Origin of the sequence: Bradyrhizobium sp. AUGA SZCCT0176 (assembly GCF_018130145.1) — a bacterium.
GTDB lineage: Bacteria > Pseudomonadota > Alphaproteobacteria > Rhizobiales > Xanthobacteraceae > Bradyrhizobium.
Map to the genome: position 1 here is coordinate 81,818 of NZ_JAFCMB010000010.1, position 17,476 is coordinate 99,293.

The following is a 17,476-nucleotide window of genomic DNA, read 5'->3' on the forward strand; positions in this document are numbered from 1 at the left end:
CCGGAGCCCTGCCTAATGCGGTTGCAGATCGCTCGCCTTCCAGCCGGTGGAAAGCACAAGGAACAAGGCGCGATACGCGTGGTAGCGCGCGGCGGGCCGGGTTTTCTCCCGTCCGCCTGCAATCATTTTCCCGCTCTGATCGCGCACTTGCCAGCAAAAGTTCCGGCGGCGCTTGAAGATGACAAATTGCAGCATCGGAGCCCGGAACACCGCGCGCGGCCCATTATTCCAAAGAAAATGCGAGCAATGCATGTTTCGGTTCATGGCGTGCGCTGCTCCGATTGAGAGCGGGAGGAACGTTCAACGCGTTATGGCCGATTCTCTTCCAAAATATCCGATTCGCAGGCTTGATTGCGGATCGTAGGGGCTGGCCCAGGCGGGTTCGGTATTGTTGCCGACCGGTGCGGATTCCAGCGATTCCAAGAATGAAACCCCCGCCGGCCTGTGAGGATCGGCGGGGGCGAATGGGAAAGATGGTGCGAGGCTGGGGGTTGCCCAGGTGTCGCGCCAAGGACCCGCGTGAAATCAGCCCTATCGAACAGTTCCGGGCAAGACGATTTTGTAAGCAGTGCTGCCTGCGTTTCGTGCACGCTGCGCCAACGCGCGATCTTTGCGCGCGATCTTGGCGGCATCACTCGACCAATCGATCACTCCGCGATGAATGACGTCGTCTTGGTCCCGGAATCGTAGCGCAGCCTGAGCACGTTGAATTTGCACAGGTTGACGTTCTTCCAGAGCACCGATTCATCGTAATTCGCCCAATCCACCTTGATGTTCCAGACGCAGCCGTCCTCGTCCTCGTCCTCATCGAATTCAACGTAAGCGGTGTCCTGGTTCTTCAGGGTCTTGTCGAGTTCGTTCTCCCATTCGTCGAGGCCGTCATCGGGCGAATTGAAACCCAAAAACTTGATCGCATAGCCGGTCTCGTTGATGACCGAGACGTTGCGGTTGTCAGCCCCTAAGGCGGGCGCGGCGGCGAGCGATAGTCCAAGCACAATCAACGCGGATAAAATCGTTTTCATTTGAAATGCTCCTGGCGGCACAAGGCGTGCGGCGACGCGTTTAGCAACCTTTGCGTTCGCGGTCCTCTCACGCAGCGCACGATGATCGTAATCTGGACATCCGTATTCGTCCGGGTTAGCGGCACACGGCTTCGCAATCTATAACGGCGTCGCTAACAGCGGGGGGCAGGGCATTCACTCATCACAGTGAACGCCTTTCCACTGGAGGCTCACGAGGCCCGGACTCCTAGGCACTCCGGGCCTCGTCTACCTCACCCACACATCCGCATATCCGCTCAGCAACCGACGGCGATCTTTTCACCGCTGAGATTGCGAACACTTTCATTCTGCAGCTTCCGCGCGGGTTCATCCGACTGTCGCAAAACCTTCGGGCTGCGGTCAATTTGGACGGGCACCCTTCGTCGCGATTCGACGAGGGCGCCTTCAATGCCGATTGGAATACGCGCGAAGCAAGACCTGACTGGACAGGGCTTGACCAGACGTCAATTGCTGGTTCGGACTGCATCCACCGCTGCGGTCGCAGCATTGGGAAGCGTTGCCAAACCTTATCTCAGCCGCGCCGCGGATCGTCCGCACATCGCCAGCGGGATCGCGTCGGGCGACGTCTCGGCCGATTCCGCGGTGATATGGGCAAGGGCCGATCGGGCCGCGCGCATGCAGGTGGAGTGCTCGATCGACGAGAGCTTCAAGTCCATCCTTCGCGTCGCATCGTCGGAAGCGCTGCCCGAGCATGACTTCACCTCGAAGCTTTTGCTCGAGGGCCTTCCGCGCGGGCATGATATTTTCTATCGGGTGCGTTTCGCTGATATCGGCGAGTCCAGGATTTCGGGTGAGGCGCAGGTCGGCCATTTCCGCACCGCGCCGGTGGCACGACACGCGGTATCGTTTGTCTGGTCGGGCGATACTGCCGGCCAGGGCTGGGGCATCGATCCCGCCCGCGGCGGCATGCGGACTTACAAAACCATGCTCGAAAATCGCCCGGACTTTTTCATCCATTCCGGCGATCACATCTACGCCGACTGTCCGATCGAAGCCGAATTGAAGCTGCCGGGCGGAGGCTTGTGGCGGAACATCGTCACCGAAGACAAATCCGTCGTTGCCCACAGCCTCGCGCAATATCGCGCCAACTACAAATACAATTTGCTCGACGAAAATCTGCGCGCCTTCAACGCGCAAGTGCCGATGCTCGCGCAGTGGGACGATCATGAAGTCACCAATGACTGGGCGCCGATCGGCACCGCTGACGAGACCGGCTACGCCGAAGACGGCAGCTCCCACCTGGTGGCGCGGGCGGCCCGCGCGTTTCATGAATTCATGCCGATCCGCAACCTGGCTGGGCAGGCGGGGCGGATCTATCGCAAGGTCGCCTATGGGCCGCTGCTCGACGTCTTTCTGATCGACATGCGCAGCTATCGCGATTCGACCGGGAATAATCGCGACGACCGCAGCGACACCTGCATTCTCGGCCCGGCGCAACTGGCCTGGCTGAAGCGTGAACTCACGGCCTCCGATGCGACCTGGAAGGTCATCGCCGCCGACATGCCGATCGGATTGATCAGCGAGGATGCGATTGCGCTTGGCGATGGGCCGCCGGAGCGGCGCGAATGCGAGATTGCCGATCTGCTGTCCTTCATGAAGCGCATGGGTGTCAGCAACACAGTGTGGCTGACGGCCGACATGCACTATACGGCCGCGCATCGCTACGATCCGAACCGCGCGGTATTCCAGGATTTCGAGCCGTTCTGGGAGTTCGTCTCCGGGCCACTGCATGCGGGGACCTGGGCGCCCGCCCAGCTGGATAATACGTTCGGACCGGCCGTGGCGTTCCAAAAAGGCTGCAGCGCGGAGCAGGGCGAAAACCTCGCGCCATGTTTCGGACTGCAGTTCTTCGGCCGGGTCGATATCGATGGCCGATCGGAGGTCATGACGGTAACCTTGAAGGATGTCGACAATCGGGATCTATGGTCGGTGGATATCGACCCGCGGCCGGATGGACGGCAGAAGCAAGTGCTGTCTCAACACATCTGACGCAGCAGCAATGTGGATGCGTCTAACTCTGGCCTGGCAGGAGGACGTACTGCCTGGCGATCCGGAAGCGGGAATCCGCGCTGTCCTGACGGAATAGCGCAAGCCTGTCGATCGCGAGGGTCTCGAGGCCGAGCGTGGAAAAACTGTTTCTCAGCATCGCCAGAACGGTCTCCAGGCGGCTTGCGTCGAGCCGGCCGGTCAGCGTCATGTGGAAACGAAACTCTTCCATCACGTAGGGATAGCCCCAGCTGTCGAGATGGGCGCGCTGCGCCGATGTCAGCCGGGAAGGATTGCGGCGCGCACGGTCCGCTTCGGTGAGCGGCGTGCGGAACGCATCGAATTCGCTGACGCAATCGGCCGCAAGGCGGATCAATTCCGCCGGCGGATCAGCCGGGATTACCGCAATGAAGCCACTGATGGAGCCGACCACCGGCCTGATGACCGGAATCGCCCGGGGCGTTGCGGCGAAGGCGGCACACGCCGCGAGGAGTTCGGCTTCAGTCCTTCCTTGTGCCAGCGAGAAGGGCGCCTTCAGCGTGGCGTGAAAGCCGTATTTGCGGGGATCGGCCGTCAGGTTGCGCCAATCCGGCGCAGCGCTGGCGACGTCTTCCGGAAACGGCAGGTCTTCGCCGCCAAAGGCGTCATAGCCAAGCATTTGCGCGCCGAAGCGATTGAGGTCGCTGGCCTGCACCGGGGCGTAGTAGATCGCGTAACGCGGATAATTCGACATTGGCACAGGATACAGGATAGAGGCGTGTCAGGCGGCTGTAATCGCCTTGCGCGGAGCGAGGGTCGAGTTGCGCAGGCGGCCAGCTTCCGTCAGATGCACCAGGCGTCCCGCGGCCATGACGGCGACGACACGCGGCCGCAACGGCAGCTTGTCATCAACGAAGATGATGTCGGCACGCTGGCCGGTGGCAAGAACGCCGCGATCGGTGAGGCCGGCGGCCCGGGCGGGGGCCGACGATATCAGCTGCCAGGCTTGTGCCAGCGGCAGCACGCCATCGGCAGCGAGACGGAACGCTGCCAATAGCTGCGCCGGATAATAATAGTCCGACGCCAGCACCGAGCATAAACCCTTGGCGATCATGTCGGACGCCTTGGTCCAGCCGGTGTGGCTGCCGCCGCGGACGACATTGGGCGCGCCGAACACGATGAAGTCGCCGGCCTCTGCCGCCTCGCGCGCGGTTTCCTCGTTGACCGGAAACTCGGCGATGCCGACGCCCTGCGCCCGAAACGCCTTCCGCATCTCGGGGCTTTCGTCGTCATGCGACAGCATGCGTACATTGGCGTCACGCGCCGCTTTCGCCAGCCGGGCGATTGAGGCCGGCACCTCGTGCGCGCGGCCAACGACGCTCGTCACCAGCAAATCGAACGCCTCGTTCGAAAGCCCGGTGCGTTCGACCATGCGGCTGCGCTTTTGCGGCTTGTCGAGGTTGGCGACCGTCCCATCCATGTGGTCGTTGAATGCGAACAGGTCGATGCGCCCGTCCGACAACCATTCGCTGATCTCGGATTCGGCGTCGAGATTGTAGGTCTCGTGGCGCAGATGGAAGCGGGTGTCGGCCGAAAGCTGCGGCCGCATCGACTCGATTGCTTCCAGCAACCGCCTTGCGTTGTCGCCCGAGCGCAGGCCCGGCTCCCACGACCAGGTCGTGCCGTGGTAGACTGTGGTGATCCCGTTGCTGATCGCCTGCCGGTCGCTGTCACCAAGGGCGACGTCGATCGGGAAATCGACGCCCGGGCGCGGCATCATCTGCCGTTCAAACGCATCGCCATGAAGATCGACGATCCCCGGCAGCACCAGCAAGCCGCCGGCGTCGATGCCCGGCGAAGCGCGGCCCTGGTCGGCGCCGATGGCGCTGATGTCACGGCCTGCGATCCGCAGCGAGGTCTCGTGGATTTCGTGGCCGAGCAGGGCTCGGCCGCCTTCGATGAAAATGTCAGTCACGATGCTGCACCCTGATGCCTGATCTGCGCGCGGACGGAGCCCGCGCCTGCTTCGTATTTTGCCAGAAAATCCTCGACCGTGAGCTTGCGGAAATCGGGTAGGGCGCGGCGCAGCGTCTCATGGTCCCAATTCCACCAGCCAAGCTCGGCGAGCCGACCGGCGACATCTTCCGAGAACCGCCGTTTGATCGGCCGCGCCGGATTGCCGCCGACGATGGTGTAGGCCGGGACGTCCTTGGTCACGATCGCGCCGGCGGCGATCACCGCGCCGGTGCCGACGTTGCGGCCGGGCAGGATGATCGCGCCATGCCCGATCCAGACGTCATGGCCGATATGGATGTGGTGCGCGCGCCGCCATTCGAAGAACCCGGCGTCGTCGCTCTCGCCGGGAAAATAGGCGCTGGCCCGGTACGTGAAGTGCGCCTGCGTCGCGCGGTGCATCGGGTGGTTGCCGGGGTTGATCCGGGTCATCGCCGCGATCGAGCAGAATTTGCCGATGGAAGTGTAGGTGATCTGGGCGTCGTTGACGACGTAGGAATAGTCGTCCATCGACACTTCATGCAGGATCGTGCGCGCGCCGACTTCGCAATAGGCACCGAGCCGGGTGTCGTGCAATTTCGCCGTGGGATCGACGGTCGGGTCGACTGAAAGCATTTTGCCGGCCATACGGGCGTCTCTCCGCGACAAAGATGGTGTCACGATGGCACCTCATCAACGGGCATGATGACATCTTCGTGACGGTTGCATGACTGATGTCGCGGGTGTTCGCGGGTGTGGACGGTCGCTGCACCGTGTCGCGGTTGTCACACAACTGTAAAATCCAATCGTTAGCGATGGTCCACGGTCGGGATTCTGGAGCATTGCATGCTGGTGGTGGAAGGTTTGACGTGCCGTTTCGGCACAAAAGCCGCAGTGGATGATGCGTCATTCTCAATCGCGCCCGGTAGCTTTGTCGGCGTGATTGGCCGCTCCGGTGCCGGCAAGTCGACGCTGCTGCGGATGATCAATCGCCTCGCTGAGCCTTCCGAAGGCCGCATCCTGTTCGAAGGCGTCGACGTCACCGCGCTGCGCGGCAAGGATTTGCGGCAATGGCGCGCCCGCTCGGCGATGATCTTTCAGCAGTTCAATCTGGTCGGCCGGCTCGACGTGCTGACCAATGTGCTGATGGGGCGGCTCGCCGAAATACCGTCCTGGCGTTCGCTGACGCAAACCTGGCCCGAACGGGACAAGGCGCTAGCGATGTCGGCGCTCGAGCAGTTCGACATGGCTTCGCTTGCAGCCCAGCGCGCCGACCAGCTTTCCGGAGGTCAACAGCAGCGGGTCGCGATCGCGCGTGCGCTGGTGCAGGAGCCGGATATCATTCTCGCCGATGAGCCGATCGCTTCGCTCGATCCACGCAACACGCGGATCGTGATGGATGCGCTGCTGCGCATCAACAAGCATTTCGGCATCACCGTGATCTGCAATCTGCATTCGCTCGACCTGGCGCGGACCTATTGCGACCGCCTGATCGGCATGTCCGCGGGCCGCATCGTGTTCGATGGGGCGCCGGCGACGCTGACGGATCTCATCGCGCGCGAGCTTTACGATCTCGAAGCCAACGACGTCATGGGCGCTGCACCCGCACATGCGCCTGGTGGTGCTGCCGTCCCTGAGCTGGGCACTGCGGCGGCGGCCTGAGCGTTCTTCTGTAACAGGGCGGCCGATTGCAAACCTGCAAACGGCCGAAAAAATCAACACAACAAGAGGGCACACCATGATCAATCGTCGTATCGTTCTGGCCGGCGCAGCCGCGCTGGCGTTTTCGGCCTCCGCCGCCTCTGCGCAGGACTGGAAGGGCAAATATCCGGAACTGACCTTCGCCGTCGTGCCGGCGGAAAACGCCTCGGGCGTGACCGAACGCTGGGCACCGTTCGTCGCCTATCTATCCAAAGAGCTCGGCGTGAAGGTCACGCTGCGCATTGCCAACGACTACGCCGCCGTCATCGAAGGCCAGCGCTCCGGCAACATCCATATCGCCAGCTACGGCTCGGCGTCGTTCGCGCGCGCGCGGATGACCGGCGTCAAGACCGACGCGTTCGCTAACGACATCAATGCCGATGGCTCTACGGGTTATTACTCGGTGTTCTTCGTCAAGGCGTCGAGCCCGTACAAGAACCTCGACCAGCTGAAGGGCAAGAATCTCGCTTTGGTCGATCCGAATTCGACGTCGGGCAACAACGTGCCGCGCTTCGAGCTCGACAAGCTGGGCATCTCCGATGCCGACACGTATTTTGGCAAAGTCGTGTTCAGCGGCAGTCATGAGAACGCCATACTGGCGCTCACGCAGGGCACCGTCGAAGTCGCCGCCAATCAATGGACCACCGACAACGACTCCACGCTGGCCCAGATGCTGACCAAGGGCATGCTAAAGAACGCCGACGGCACAGTGATGAAGAAGGATGATTTCCGGATCGTCCATAAGTCTGCGCCCATTCTCAATGGGCCTTATGCTTATAATTCGGACCTTCCGGACGGCCTGAAGGCCGCCATCGCCAAGGCGTTTGCGGATGCACCGGCCAAGGACAAGGCCGCCTTCGACCGTCTTTCCGACGGCCAGAAAAAGGCATTCAATCCCGCCACGACAAAGGATTGGGACGGCATGATCGACCTGATCAAGTTCGTGGACAATCTTCGCAAGAAGAAGGCGTCCTGATCGATCGGCGGAGCGAGACCAGGCCGGGTCCATGCGACCCGGCCTTTTTCCGTTCAGGACATAACCGGCACAGCAGCCTTCCATGACATCAGCCGTATCCATCCTTCCAGCCCAGCAACTCGCGGTGCTCAACGACGCTTATCGTGCGGCGGTGGCGCGCAAGCGGCTGCGGATGACGCTGGCAACGGCGGTATTCTTCGCGGTTCTCGTCATCGCCGGGATCGGGGCCGAGGTTAATCCGGTAATTTTCGTCAACAAGATCGGAAATTTCGTCAGCTACTTCGACCGCATCGGCACGCTGGAGAGCGGCACGCGGGTCTGGGCCGATATCGGCGAGTGGTTCTGGGGCTGGAAAAAATGGCTGGCGCTGCTCGGCGAGACCGTCCTGATCAGCTACGTCGGTACCCTGGCCGGGGCGATCCTCGCTTTTGCGCTCAATTTTCTGGCCGCTGAAAATACCTCGCCGGCGCCATGGCTGCGATTTACGGTTCGCCGCCTGATGGAGTTCTGCCGTACCGTTCCGGACATCGTGTTTGCGCTGATCTTCGTGATCGCGTTCGGTCTCGGGCCGATGGCCGGGGTTCTTGCTATCATGATCCATTCGGTCGGTGCGCTCGGCAAATTGTATTCCGAAATCGTCGAGAACATCGACATGAAGCCGGTCGAGGGGGTCCGATCGACCGGCGCGAGCTGGATATCGTGCATACGCTTCGCCGTCGTGCCGCAGGTCGCGGCGGGTTTTGCCAGCTACACGTTGCTGCGCTTTGAGATCAACGTGCGCGGCGCTTCGGTGATGGGTTTCGTCGGCGCCGGCGGCATCGGCCAGGAACTCGTCGTTGCCGTCAGGAAATTCTTTTATTCCGACGTCAGCGCGATCCTGCTGATGATCATTGTCACCGTGTTCCTGATCGATATCGGTACCGGATGGGCGCGCGGGCGGCTGTTTGGCAGGGAGGCGCGGGCATGACACGGTTGCCTGCGCCTGACTCCGGGGATTTGCGCGGCCGCTATCCCGAGGTCTTTGACCGGCCGGTTTCCTCCCGTCTCGCGATCCCCGCGATGCTGCTGGCTGCGTTCGGGATCTTCGTGTTCGGGCTGGTCGAGCTGGAGTTTTCGCCGGCGCGGATGCTGGCGGGGCTGAGCCAGCTCGGCTGGATCACGATGATGATGATCCCGCCCGATCCCGGCAGTTCGCTCCCGGTCTATCTCGTTGCGCTCGGTGAAACCCTGTCGATCGCGCTGCTCGGCACCACGCTTGCCGCGTTGCTCGCGCTGCCGGTCAGTCTGCTGGCGGCAAAGAACATCGTTCCGTCGGGTATCTTCCGGTTCCCGGTTCGCCGCTTTCTCGATTCGATCCGCGGCGTCGACACGCTGATCTGGGCGCTGGTCTGGATCAACGTCGTCGGCCTTGGGCCGTTCGCGGGCGTGCTGGCCATTGCGGTGGCGGATTTCGGCGCGTTCGGCAAATTGTTCTCCGAAGCGATCGAGGCCGCCGACCGGAAGCAGGTCGAGGGCATCCGGGCCTCCGGCGGCAATGCGCTGCACGAAATACGGTTTGGGCTGATGCCGCAGGTGCTGCCCGTCATCGCAGGGCAGGTGCTCTATTTCATCGAATCGAACACCCGCTCGGCTACGATCATCGGGATCGTCGGCGCCGGCGGCATTGGATTGCAGCTGGCCGAGCAGATCCGGGTGCTGGAATGGCAGAAAGTCTCATTCCTGATCCTGATGATCCTGGTCGCGGTGGCGGCGATCGACTGGATTTCAGGCAAGCTGCGGTTTGCGATCATCGGCCAGCGCGCGGTGGTCTGATCCAGCGATCTAATCGCTTTCGACGATGAACTCGACGCGCTCGGCGGCGAAGCGCGAGCGCTTGGTTACGATCGGCTGGCCGTCGGGATCGACGTCGGTGCTGTCGACCACCAGCACCGGGCGGCCGAGCGCGAGATCGAGCCGTGCGGCGTCGCTGGCGTCGGCTATGGCGGCGGTGATCCGGGTGGACCACCTGCGGTAATCGCGGATGCCGTAATGTGCGACCAGCTTGGTCATCGAGCGCACGCTGGCGAAGACCTGTCCCGCGTCAGGGAAGCGCTCGGCGGAAAGCCATGAGGTGCTGACGCAGATCGGTGTCCGGTCGGCCAGCCGCAGCGCCTCGATCCGGACCAAGGGTGCGCCCGTCTTCAGCCCGAGTTCCCGCGCCAGTTCACGTGTCGCGACATCGTCGGACGCTTCGATCAACTGGCCGCGCGGTTCATGGCCGCCGGCGCCTACGATCTCGGAAAACCGCGTCCGCGAGCGCAAGGGATAGGCGAGGCGCTGGGTCTCGACATAAGTGCCGCTGCCGCGCTCGGCGCGCACCAGCCCGCGTTCGGCGAGCGTCGCCAGCGCCCGGCGCACGGTATGGCGGTTGACGCGATAGGTTTCGGCGATCTCCATTTCACCCGGCAGCTTTTCGCCCGCGGCGAAGCGGCCCTCCGCAATGGCGCGTTCGATCCCGTCGGCGACCTGCCGCCACAACGCCACACCGGTGGCCGCATCCTGCATGCTCATGGTGTGAATATATCCGGGACGGTCATCCGAAAAAACAACCCTGTTGTCACCAAACAGTCATGGCGTTTGGTTATGAAGTTGTCTATTAGCATAGACAACTTGATTCCGGCAAGGTGGATATGACGGCAACCGAGAACGACAAGCAGGCGCAGCGCAAGGCAGTCATGGCGGTGCTGGCGCATTCCGATCCATCAGAGATATCCGGCCGTCTGGCGGCGATCACGCTGCCTGATCACGAGAATCTGCGCGAGCCGGAGAACGGCCTCGTGATGGTGCGCGGCCGTATCGGCGGCGACGGCTCTGCCTTCAACCTCGGCGAAGCCACGGTATCGCGTGCGGCGGTGCGGCTTTCGACCGGCCAGGTCGGATTCGGCTACACGCTCGGCCGCGACCGCGAGAAAGCGCGGATGATCGCGCTGTGCGACGCCATGGTGCAATCGGATGAATTCGCCGGCCTCATCGAGACAAAGGTGATCGCGCCACTGTGCGCGGCAATGACCGCCACGCGGAACCGCAAGGCGACCGAGGCTGCGGCGACGCGGGTCGATTTCTACACCTTGGTGCGGGGAGAGGGTTGATGACGACGGTTGCCGAACTGCCCGCAGGATTTGCCGACAAGGTGCTGTCAGCGCAATCGACCTTCCGCTCGGTGATGGATGCGATGGCGCGTCCCGGCAGCGTGCAGCGCATTGCGGCCGTCGCCGGCACGCCCGCCGCGATGATGCGCGGCACCGCGGCTATTGCGCTGACCCTGTTCGACCATGATACGCCGATCTGGCTCGACAGCCGGATGTCGGAAGCATCCGATGTCGCCAAATGGCTCAAGTTCCACACCAGCGCGCCTGTGATCGCGGATTCCTCGATCAGCAGCTTTGCCCTGATCGGTAGTCCCCGCGAGCTTCCGGCGCTCGATCGTTTTGCGTTCGGCAGCAATGAATACCCGGATCGTTCGACGACGTTGATCCTGCAGGTCGACAGCCTGTCGCAGGGGCCCGCCCTCGAACTGCGCGGCCCCGGCATCGACGGCACAGCGATCCTGCAGGCCGCGATCCAGCCCCATGATTTGTTCGAACGGCTTGCCGTCAATGTGCCTCTGTTTCCGCGCGGCATCGATGTCGTGCTGGTCCATGACGATGCAATTGTCGCGATACCGCGCACCACGCGGTTCGCGAGGGGAGGCTAGACATGTACGTTGCCGTCAAGGGAGGCGAACGCGCCATCGAGAACGCCCATCGCCTGCTGGCGCATGAGCGGCGCGGCGACCGTGACGTTCCCGAGGTTTCGCTGTCCCAGATATCCGAGCAGTTGTCGCTCGGCGTCGACCGGGTCATGACCGAGGGCTCGTTGTACGACCGCGAACTCGCGTCGCTCGCGATCAAGCAGGCGCGCGGCGACATGATCGAGGCGATCTTCCTGGTCCGCGCGTTCCGCGCCACCCTGCCGCGCTTCGGCGCTACCGAGCCGGTCGATACCGGCGCGATGCAGGTGCGGCGGCGGATTTCCTCGACCTTCAAGGACATTCCCGGCGGGCAAATCCTCGGGCCGACTTTCGATTATACCCATCGTTTGCTGGATCCTCAGCTTGCCGAGGGGTTTTCTCCGGAAACGCCGGAGACGAGCGAAGCGTCGCTCGCGGCGACGCCTCGCGTGACCGACATTCTCGGCCGGGACGGCCTGATCGAGCCGTCGCCTAAGGCAGATGCGGAGACGCCGGTCGGCGACCTCACGCGCGAGCCGCTCAGCTTCCCGGCGGACCGCGACCTGCGCCTGCAGAACCTGGCGCGCGCCGACGAAGGCTTTCTGCTGGCGCTTGGCTATTCCTCGCAGCGCGGTTACGGCCGCAACCATCCGTTTGCCGGCGAAATCCGCTTCGGCGAAGTCGAGATCGAATTCATGGCCGAGGACGTAGGCTTCGCCGTGCCGCTCGGCGCGATCGCGATGACCGAATGCCAGATGGTCAATCAGTTCAAGGGCTCGGCCACCGAAGCGCCGTGTTTCACGCGCGGCTATGGGCTGGCGTTCGGGCAGAGCGAGCGCAAGACCATGTCGATGGCGCTTGTCGACCGCACGCTGCGCGCCCGCGAACTCGGCGAGGAAGTGATCGCGCCGGCCCAGGACGAAGAGTTCGTGATGTCGCATTCGGATAATGTCCAGGCGACCGGTTTTGTCGAACATCTCAAGCTGCCGCACTACGTGGACTTCCAGTCCGAACTCGGCCTGCTGCGCAAATTGCGCAAGGAGTTCGCCGAGGCCACGGAAGCGCCGCCGATGCAGGAGGCTGCGGAATGAACGCGCCGAGGTATAATTTCGCCTATCTCGACGAACAGACCAAACGGATGATCCGCCGCGCGATCCTGAAAGCGATCGCGATCCCCGGCTATCAGGTGCCGTTTGCCAGCCGCGAGATGCCGATGCCCTATGGCTGGGGTACCGGCGGCGTGCAGGTGACCGCGGCGATTCTCGGGCCCGACGACGTGCTGAAGGTGATCGACCAGGGATCCGACGACACCACGAACGCGATCTCGATCCGAAAGTTCTTCGGCAAGACCGCAGGCGTTGCGACCACGACCGCTACGGCTGACGCCACTGTGATCCAGACAAGGCACCGGATTCCCGAAGCGCCGCTGCATGGCGGGCAGGTGTTGGTCTATCAGGTGCCGATCCCCGAGCCGCTGCGGTTCCTCGAGCCGCGCGAGACCGAAACCCGGCGCATGCATGCGCTCGGCGAATACGGCCTGATGCACGTCAAGCTCTACGAGGACATCGCGCGCTTCGGTCATATTGCGACTTCCTACGCCTATCCGGTGAAGGTGAACGCGCGTTACGTAATGGACCCGTCGCCGACGCCGAAATTCGACAATCCGAAGATGGACAACTGCCCGGCGCTGCAATTGTTCGGCGCCGGCCGCGAGAAGCGGATCTACGCGATCCCGCCGCATACCACGGTGGTCTCGCTCGATTTCGAGGATCATCCCTTCACGCGCTACCGTTTCGACGCGCCCTGCGCGCTGTGCGGCGCCGGCGATTCCTATCTCGATGAAATCGTCACCGACGACAAGGGCGGCCGGATGTTCGTCTGTTCCGATACCGATTACTGCGAGAGCCGCCAGTTGACCGGTCATCGCGGCAGCGAAAGCGCGGCACCGCACAAGGAGAGGGCGCATGGCTGAGCAAACTCTCGACGATCAACCGCTGCTGGTTGCCGAAAACCTCGGCAAGACCTATGGCCGGCTGATTGCCTGCCGCGACGTGTCCTTTGCGCTCTATCCCGGCGAGGTGCTGGCCGTGGTCGGCGAGTCCGGGTCGGGCAAGTCGACGCTCTTACAACTGCTGTCGGCGCAACTGGCGCCGACCGCGGGCAGCGTCTCGTACCGGATGCGCGACGGTGTGCTGCGCGATCTCTCCGCGTTGGGCGAGGCCGAGCGGCGCTTCCTGTTCCGCACCGATTGGGGCTTTGTGCATCAGGACCCGGCGCAGGGCCTGCGGATGGCGGTCTCGGCGGGGGCCAATGTCGGCGAGCGGCTGATGGCGGTGGGCTGGAATCACTACGGCCGCATCCGCGACACCGCATCATCCTGGCTGGAGCGCGTCGAGATCGACACCGACCGCATCGACGATGCGCCGCGGACCTATTCCGGCGGCATGCGGCAGCGGTTGCAGATCGCCCGCAATCTCGTCACCGAGCCGCGGCTGGTGTTCATGGACGAGCCGACCGGCGGCCTCGACGTGTCGGTGCAGGCGCGGCTGCTTGATCTGATGCGCAACCTCGTCAGCGAATTGGGTCTCGCGGCCATCGTCGTCACACATGACCTGGCGGTGGCACGGCTGCTCTCGCACCGCGTCATGGTGATGAAGGGCGGCCGGGTCATCGAAACCGGGTTGACCGATCAGGTGCTCGACGATCCCCGCGAACCCTACACCCAGTTGCTCGTCTCCTCGATTTTGCCGGCATGAGTTAGGCCAATGAATGCGATGATCGACATCACCAACGCCGAAAAAACCTTCACCATGCATCTGCAGGGCGGGGTCGAACTACCCGTCGTGCGCGGGGTCTCGTTCCACGTTGTATCAGGCGAATGCGTGGTGCTGTCGGGACCGTCGGGCGCCGGCAAATCCTCGATCCTGAAGATGATCTTCGGGAATTATCGCTGCGATGGCGGGCGGATCGGCATCCGCCACCAGGGCACCGTGATCGATCTCGCCATCGCCGAACCGCGTCAGGTGCTCAGCGTGCGCCGTTCCACCATCGGCTATGTCAGCCAGTTCTTGCGGGCGGTGCCGCGGGTGGCGACCATCGACGTGGTGGCCGAGCCCCTGATCGTGAACGGGATCGTCCGCGCAGAGGCGCGCGCGCAGGCCGGCACGCTGTTGCGCCGCCTCAACATTCCTGAGCGGCTGTGGGCGTTGCCGCCTTCGACGTTCTCGGGCGGCGAGCAGCAGCGCGTCAATATCGCGCGCGGCTTCATTTCCGATCTGCCGATCCTGCTCTTGGACGAGCCGACTGCGTCACTCGACGCCGCCAATCGCGCCGTCGTGGTCGAATTGATCGATCAGAAGAAACATCAGGGGGTGGCGATGGTCGCGATCGTCCATGACGACGAGATACGCCATCTGATCGCGGACCGGATCGTCGATGTGACGTCGTTTGCCTCGGCGGCATAGGGAAGAGAAGTGAGATGAGCGCAACGAAGCACGAAACCATTTTGGGCAATGCCGGCATCATCCTCGCCGATCGCGTGATCGCGCGCGGCTGGGTCGCCATTGCCGATGGCCGCATCGCCGAATTCGGCGAAGGCGATGCCCCCGGGCGAGCTGTGGACGCCGCCGGCGACCTCATCATGCCCGGCCTGATTGAGCTGCACACCGACCATCTCGAAGCGCACTACGTGCCGCGGCCAAAAGTGTTCTGGGATCCGATCGCCGCGGTCGTCTCCTATGACGGACAGCTTGCCACCTCGGGCATCACGACAGTCTTGGATTCGCTGCGGGTCTGGCGCGAGGACGGCGCCGAGGAGGTCGATGGCAGGGCAGGCATACTCGCGAAGGCGATCACGACGGCGCGTGAGGAAAATCTGCTGCGTGCCGATCACTTCCTGCATCTGCGCTGCGAAATCCCGATGCCGAGCGTCGTCGAGGAAGCCAAGGAACTGATCGACCGGCCGGACATCCGGCTGATGTCGTTGATGGACCACACGCCGGGACAGCGCCAGTTCCGCGACGAAGTGAAGCTGCGGGACTATTATCGCGGCAAGGGCGGCGGCATGACGGATGCCGAGCTCGACGTGCTGTTCGAGCGGCGCTTTGCCTATCAGAAGACCTATGCCGCGGCCAATATGCGCGAAATCGTGGCCCTGGCGCATCAATACGCGATACCGCTCGCCAGCCATGACGACACGACAGAGGAAAATGTCATCGACGCTGTGCGCGACCGCGTCGCCGTGGCCGAGTTTCCGACCACGATGGAAGCCGCGCGCGGCCTGCACCAGGCCGGCATCGGCATCCTGATGGGCGCGCCGAACGTGGTGCGCGGCGGCTCGCATTCCGGCAACATCGCCGCCGTCGATCTCGCCCGCGAGGGGCTGCTGGACATCCTGTCGTCCGACTACATTCCCTCGAGCCTGTTGATGGCCGCCCTGCAATTGCCGCGGCATGTTCCCGCCATTGATCTTGCTTCTGCCGTACGCACCGTCACCAAGACGCCGGCCGAGGCCGTGGGGCTTTCGGACCGCGGCGAAATCGCGGTAGGCAAGCGCGCCGATTTGATCCGGGTGCATGTGGCGCGCGACATCCCGGTGGTGCGCAGCGTCTGGCGGGAAGGGCAGCGTGTGGCATGACCGACACTCTCACCACATCAACAGGCCATTCGGACGCGATCGGTCCGGGCCGGCTCATTCTGGTGGTCGGGCCGAGCGGCGCCGGCAAGGATACGCTGCTTGGGCTGGCGAAAGCAGCCTGCGCCGATGACGGCAGCATCGCATTCCCGCGGCGCGTGATCACGCGGCAGGCCTCGGCCTCCGAGGACAATGAAGAGGTCAGCGCCGGCACTTTTGAAGCGGCGCTGGCGCGTGACGAGTACGCCATGCACTGGGAAGCGCACGGCCACCGCTATGCGATATCGCGGGCCATCGACGACGAAATCCGCGCCGGGCACGCTGTTGTCGCCAATGTTTCGCGCACCATCATTCCAGCGATGCGCCAGGCCTATGCCGACGTCACGGTGATCTCGATCACCGCGCCGCCGAACGTTCTTGCGGAACGCCTGGCGATGCGCGCCCGCGGCAGTGACGGCAAGATCGAGCACCGGCTTAGTCGGACGGTGGACGAGGCCGCGCCTGACGTCACCATCGTCAACACCGGCAGCGCCGAGTTTCACGCGCGTCAGCTGGTGCGGGCGATCAAAGGCGAGAAGTGGGACGAGTAAACGGGGGGACGCAAATGTCTGTCATCACGACGATCGAGCAACTCGAAGCGATCTATGGGTTTCCCGGTGAGGCCTCGACGGTCAAGGTCGCGGACCGCGTGACGGCGTCCTATCGGGCGCTGATGGATCAGTCGCCCTTCGTGGCGCTGGCGACCTGCGGACCGGAGGGGCTGGATTGTTCGCCCCGCGGCGATCTGCCCGGCTTCGTGCGCTTCCATGATGAAAAGACACTGATGATGCCGGATCGCCGCGGCAACAACCGCTGCGATTCCCTGCGCAATATCGTGCGAGACCCACGGGTGGCGCTGCTGTTCCTGATCCCGGGCTCGGGCAGCACGCTGCGCGTCAACGGCCGCGCGCATGTTTCCGCCGAGCCCGAGCTGCTGGCGTCGTTCAAGATGGACCGCAAGGCGCCGCGCACCGTGATCGTCATGACGGTGGACGATATCTATTTCCAGTGCGCTCGCGCCATCGTCCGCGCCGATCTCTGGAATCCCGACAAGCGCGTCGATCCGAAGACCTTGCCGACACCAGGCGATATTCTGGCCGAGATGAGCGACAACACCGTGGGCGGCGAGAAATACGACCGCGAATGGCCGGAGCGCGCGCGTCAGACGATGTGGTGACGGCCGGTTCGGAAGCGCCGTTCGCTTTCCGGTTTAACAGCTGCGCCTCTACTCCGGCAGGTCGGTTTCTCTTCGCTGATTTCCGCAGATGCGTTGCTGCGTTGCACGGGGGCATGGGCCGCTATCCTCATCTATTTGGGGGATGCCGCCCGGCTTGACCGGCCTCACGATTATCGTGACACTT

General features: G+C 63.4%; 20 protein-coding genes. 14 read left to right on the forward strand and 6 right to left on the reverse strand.

The annotated features are described in order from the left end of the window. Nucleotides 1-12: 12 nt before the first annotated feature. Nucleotides 13-195 carry a hypothetical protein gene (locus JQ600_RS23065; RefSeq protein WP_212262820.1) on the reverse strand — a complete coding sequence of 61 codons (183 nt, stop codon included), beginning with the start codon at nucleotides 193-195 and terminating at the stop codon, nucleotides 13-15. A gap of 452 nt (nucleotides 196-647) precedes the next feature. Continuing rightward, nucleotides 648-1,022, reverse strand: coding sequence for a hypothetical protein (locus JQ600_RS23070; protein ID WP_212390590.1), 375 nt, complete (start codon nucleotides 1,020-1,022; stop codon nucleotides 648-650). A 426-nt stretch (nucleotides 1,023-1,448) separates the two neighbouring features. On the opposite strand from JQ600_RS23070, the gene JQ600_RS23075 reads away from it, so the two are divergent. Next, nucleotides 1,449-3,050, forward strand: a complete 1,602-nt coding sequence (locus JQ600_RS23075; protein WP_212390591.1) for an alkaline phosphatase — start codon at nucleotides 1,449-1,451, stop codon at nucleotides 3,048-3,050. Between the two features lie 22 nt (nucleotides 3,051-3,072). Here the strand turns inward: JQ600_RS23075 and JQ600_RS23080 are convergent, their stop codons facing one another. From JQ600_RS23080 to JQ600_RS23090, 3 genes are read right to left on the reverse strand one after another with little or no spacing between them, the layout of a single operon-like run. Continuing rightward, nucleotides 3,073-3,780: a DUF1045 domain-containing protein gene (locus JQ600_RS23080; protein WP_212390592.1), complete on the reverse strand. Its 708-nt coding sequence runs from the start codon at nucleotides 3,778-3,780 to the stop codon at nucleotides 3,073-3,075. Nucleotides 3,781-3,807: 27 nt separating this feature from the next. Then, nucleotides 3,808-5,001 carry an alpha-D-ribose 1-methylphosphonate 5-triphosphate diphosphatase gene (locus tag JQ600_RS23085; protein WP_212490110.1) on the reverse strand — a complete coding sequence of 398 codons (1,194 nt, stop codon included), beginning with the start codon at nucleotides 4,999-5,001 and terminating at the stop codon, nucleotides 3,808-3,810. Next, nucleotides 4,998-5,666 carry a chloramphenicol acetyltransferase gene (locus JQ600_RS23090; RefSeq protein WP_212390594.1) on the reverse strand — a complete coding sequence of 223 codons (669 nt, stop codon included), beginning with the start codon at nucleotides 5,664-5,666 and terminating at the stop codon, nucleotides 4,998-5,000. The genes JQ600_RS23085 and JQ600_RS23090 overlap by 4 nt, the downstream gene beginning before the upstream one ends. A gap of 198 nt (nucleotides 5,667-5,864) precedes the next feature. Here JQ600_RS23090 and phnC point away from each other — a divergent pair, with 198 nt between their 5' ends. The 4 genes from phnC (at nucleotide 5,865) to phnE (JQ600_RS23110) (ending at nucleotide 9,507) form a co-directional block, all read left to right on the forward strand. Further along, entirely contained in the window at nucleotides 5,865-6,680 is an 816-nt protein-coding gene (gene phnC, locus JQ600_RS23095) for a phosphonate ABC transporter ATP-binding protein (protein ID WP_192736070.1), read from the forward strand. Between the two features lie 76 nt (nucleotides 6,681-6,756). Beyond that, nucleotides 6,757-7,695, forward strand: coding sequence for a phosphonate ABC transporter substrate-binding protein (phnD, locus tag JQ600_RS23100; protein WP_212262826.1), 939 nt, complete (start codon nucleotides 6,757-6,759; stop codon nucleotides 7,693-7,695). An 82-nt stretch (nucleotides 7,696-7,777) separates the two neighbouring features. Continuing rightward, entirely contained in the window at nucleotides 7,778-8,662 is an 885-nt protein-coding gene (gene phnE / locus JQ600_RS23105) for a phosphonate ABC transporter, permease protein PhnE (RefSeq protein ID WP_212390595.1), read from the forward strand. Then, nucleotides 8,659-9,507, forward strand: coding sequence for a phosphonate ABC transporter, permease protein PhnE (gene phnE / locus JQ600_RS23110; protein ID WP_212262828.1), 849 nt, complete (start codon nucleotides 8,659-8,661; stop codon nucleotides 9,505-9,507). The genes phnE (JQ600_RS23105) and phnE (JQ600_RS23110) overlap by 4 nt, the downstream gene beginning before the upstream one ends. A 9-nt stretch (nucleotides 9,508-9,516) precedes the next feature. Here the strand turns inward: phnE (JQ600_RS23110) and phnF are convergent, their stop codons facing one another. Then, entirely contained in the window at nucleotides 9,517-10,245 is a 729-nt protein-coding gene (gene phnF / locus JQ600_RS23115) for a phosphonate metabolism transcriptional regulator PhnF (RefSeq protein WP_212262829.1), read from the reverse strand. Between the two features lie 119 nt (nucleotides 10,246-10,364). On the opposite strand from phnF, the gene phnG reads away from it, so the two are divergent. From phnG to JQ600_RS23160, 9 genes are read left to right on the forward strand one after another with little or no spacing between them, the layout of a single operon-like run. Continuing rightward, nucleotides 10,365-10,823 (forward strand): phosphonate C-P lyase system protein PhnG, encoded by a 459-nt coding sequence (phnG, locus tag JQ600_RS23120; RefSeq protein ID WP_212262830.1) that lies wholly within the window; start codon nucleotides 10,365-10,367, stop codon nucleotides 10,821-10,823. Then, nucleotides 10,823-11,428 carry a phosphonate C-P lyase system protein PhnH gene (gene phnH, locus JQ600_RS23125; RefSeq protein ID WP_212262831.1) on the forward strand — a complete coding sequence of 202 codons (606 nt, stop codon included), beginning with the start codon at nucleotides 10,823-10,825 and terminating at the stop codon, nucleotides 11,426-11,428. Before phnG ends, phnH begins: the two co-directional genes overlap by 1 nt. Nucleotides 11,429-11,430: 2 nt before the next feature. Continuing rightward, complete coding sequence (locus JQ600_RS23130; protein WP_212262832.1) at nucleotides 11,431-12,534, forward strand: carbon-phosphorus lyase complex subunit PhnI; 1,104 nt, start codon at nucleotides 11,431-11,433, stop codon at nucleotides 12,532-12,534. Next, nucleotides 12,531-13,415, forward strand: a complete 885-nt coding sequence (locus JQ600_RS23135; protein WP_212262833.1) for an alpha-D-ribose 1-methylphosphonate 5-phosphate C-P-lyase PhnJ — start codon at nucleotides 12,531-12,533, stop codon at nucleotides 13,413-13,415. The genes JQ600_RS23130 and JQ600_RS23135 overlap by 4 nt, the downstream gene beginning before the upstream one ends. Continuing rightward, nucleotides 13,408-14,199, forward strand: a complete 792-nt coding sequence (gene phnK, locus JQ600_RS23140; protein ID WP_212262834.1) for a phosphonate C-P lyase system protein PhnK — start codon at nucleotides 13,408-13,410, stop codon at nucleotides 14,197-14,199. The genes JQ600_RS23135 and phnK overlap by 8 nt, the downstream gene beginning before the upstream one ends. 9 nt (nucleotides 14,200-14,208) lie before the next feature. Beyond that, a complete protein-coding gene (gene phnL / locus JQ600_RS23145) occupies nucleotides 14,209-14,907 on the forward strand; it encodes a phosphonate C-P lyase system protein PhnL (protein WP_212390596.1) in 699 nt (232 codons plus the stop codon). 14 nt (nucleotides 14,908-14,921) lie between these two features. Beyond that, complete coding sequence (locus JQ600_RS23150) at nucleotides 14,922-16,079, forward strand: alpha-D-ribose 1-methylphosphonate 5-triphosphate diphosphatase (protein ID WP_212390597.1); 1,158 nt, start codon at nucleotides 14,922-14,924, stop codon at nucleotides 16,077-16,079. Beyond that, nucleotides 16,076-16,666, forward strand: coding sequence for a phosphonate metabolism protein/1,5-bisphosphokinase (PRPP-forming) PhnN (phnN, locus tag JQ600_RS23155; RefSeq protein ID WP_212390598.1), 591 nt, complete (start codon nucleotides 16,076-16,078; stop codon nucleotides 16,664-16,666). Before JQ600_RS23150 ends, phnN begins: the two co-directional genes overlap by 4 nt. A gap of 14 nt (nucleotides 16,667-16,680) precedes the next feature. Then, nucleotides 16,681-17,292, forward strand: coding sequence for a pyridoxamine 5'-phosphate oxidase family protein (locus JQ600_RS23160; RefSeq protein WP_212490111.1), 612 nt, complete (start codon nucleotides 16,681-16,683; stop codon nucleotides 17,290-17,292). Nucleotides 17,293-17,476 lie beyond the last annotated feature (184 nt).

Coding starts and splice junctions, on each gene's coding strand:
- JQ600_RS23065 (WP_212262820.1), bottom strand. CDS start 195: ATGCTGCAATTTGTCATCTTCAAGCGCCGCCGGAACTTTTGCTGGCAA.
- JQ600_RS23070 (WP_212390590.1), bottom strand. CDS start 1,022: ATGAAAACGATTTTATCCGCGTTGATTGTGCTTGGACTATCGCTCGCC.
- JQ600_RS23075 (WP_212390591.1), top strand. CDS start 1,449: ATGCCGATTGGAATACGCGCGAAGCAAGACCTGACTGGACAGGGCTTG.
- JQ600_RS23080 (WP_212390592.1), bottom strand. CDS start 3,780: ATGTCGAATTATCCGCGTTACGCGATCTACTACGCCCCGGTGCAGGCC.
- JQ600_RS23090 (WP_212390594.1), bottom strand. CDS start 5,666: ATGGCCGGCAAAATGCTTTCAGTCGACCCGACCGTCGATCCCACGGCG.
- phnC (WP_192736070.1), top strand. CDS start 5,865: ATGCTGGTGGTGGAAGGTTTGACGTGCCGTTTCGGCACAAAAGCCGCA.
- phnD (WP_212262826.1), top strand. CDS start 6,757: ATGATCAATCGTCGTATCGTTCTGGCCGGCGCAGCCGCGCTGGCGTTT.
- phnE (WP_212390595.1), top strand. CDS start 7,778: ATGACATCAGCCGTATCCATCCTTCCAGCCCAGCAACTCGCGGTGCTC.
- phnE (WP_212262828.1), top strand. CDS start 8,659: ATGACACGGTTGCCTGCGCCTGACTCCGGGGATTTGCGCGGCCGCTAT.
- phnF (WP_212262829.1), bottom strand. CDS start 10,245: ATGAGCATGCAGGATGCGGCCACCGGTGTGGCGTTGTGGCGGCAGGTC.
- phnG (WP_212262830.1), top strand. CDS start 10,365: ATGACGGCAACCGAGAACGACAAGCAGGCGCAGCGCAAGGCAGTCATG.
- phnH (WP_212262831.1), top strand. CDS start 10,823: ATGACGACGGTTGCCGAACTGCCCGCAGGATTTGCCGACAAGGTGCTG.
- JQ600_RS23130 (WP_212262832.1), top strand. CDS start 11,431: ATGTACGTTGCCGTCAAGGGAGGCGAACGCGCCATCGAGAACGCCCAT.
- JQ600_RS23135 (WP_212262833.1), top strand. CDS start 12,531: ATGAACGCGCCGAGGTATAATTTCGCCTATCTCGACGAACAGACCAAA.
- phnK (WP_212262834.1), top strand. CDS start 13,408: ATGGCTGAGCAAACTCTCGACGATCAACCGCTGCTGGTTGCCGAAAAC.
- phnL (WP_212390596.1), top strand. CDS start 14,209: ATGAATGCGATGATCGACATCACCAACGCCGAAAAAACCTTCACCATG.
- JQ600_RS23150 (WP_212390597.1), top strand. CDS start 14,922: ATGAGCGCAACGAAGCACGAAACCATTTTGGGCAATGCCGGCATCATC.
- phnN (WP_212390598.1), top strand. CDS start 16,076: ATGACCGACACTCTCACCACATCAACAGGCCATTCGGACGCGATCGGT.
- JQ600_RS23160 (WP_212490111.1), top strand. CDS start 16,681: ATGTCTGTCATCACGACGATCGAGCAACTCGAAGCGATCTATGGGTTT.